Source organism: Corallococcus praedator, from assembly GCF_003612125.1.
GTDB classification, from domain to species: Bacteria; Myxococcota; Myxococcia; order Myxococcales; family Myxococcaceae; genus Corallococcus; species Corallococcus praedator.
The window spans coordinates 1-392 of record NZ_RAWI01001391.1; the positions used below are offsets into that span (position 1 = coordinate 1).

At 72.2% G+C, this 392-nt stretch carries 1 protein-coding gene; it reads right to left on the bottom strand.

What is annotated here, in order from left to right; translation table 11 throughout:
- Nucleotides 1–92: 92 nt before the first annotated feature.
- Nucleotides 93–392: type VII secretion-associated protein (locus tag D7Y13_RS44595; protein WP_120631174.1), on the bottom strand; the 300-nt coding region annotated here is incomplete at its 5' end.

Sequence of the window (392 nt, forward strand, 5' to 3'; positions counted from 1 at the left end):
GACGGGGTGCCGCGCACCAGCGGTTCAGAGTACGGGGTCGCCCCGGGCCGGTCAAAACGCTCGGGTGGGCGCCTCACCTGGCCCGATGCTCCTCAGCGCAGCGGTGCGATCGTGACCGAGCCGACCGCGGCGGCGCAGGCGGCGTCGACGGACTCCCCGCGGGTGCCGGGCTGGCACCCGACGCTCACCTGCAGCGCCGAGGAGACCATCACGTACCACCGGATCGCCGCACCCGAACCCGGTGTCTCCCGGTAGCTGATCACGTCGCGATCGGCGTACCGGGTGACGGCCGAGAACTCCGACACCGTGTCGCCGCCGCTCTGCTGCAACCGGTTGCGCAGGCTGGTCGCCACCGTGGTCGGGGTCGAATCGATCCGCACCGCGTTCTGCAC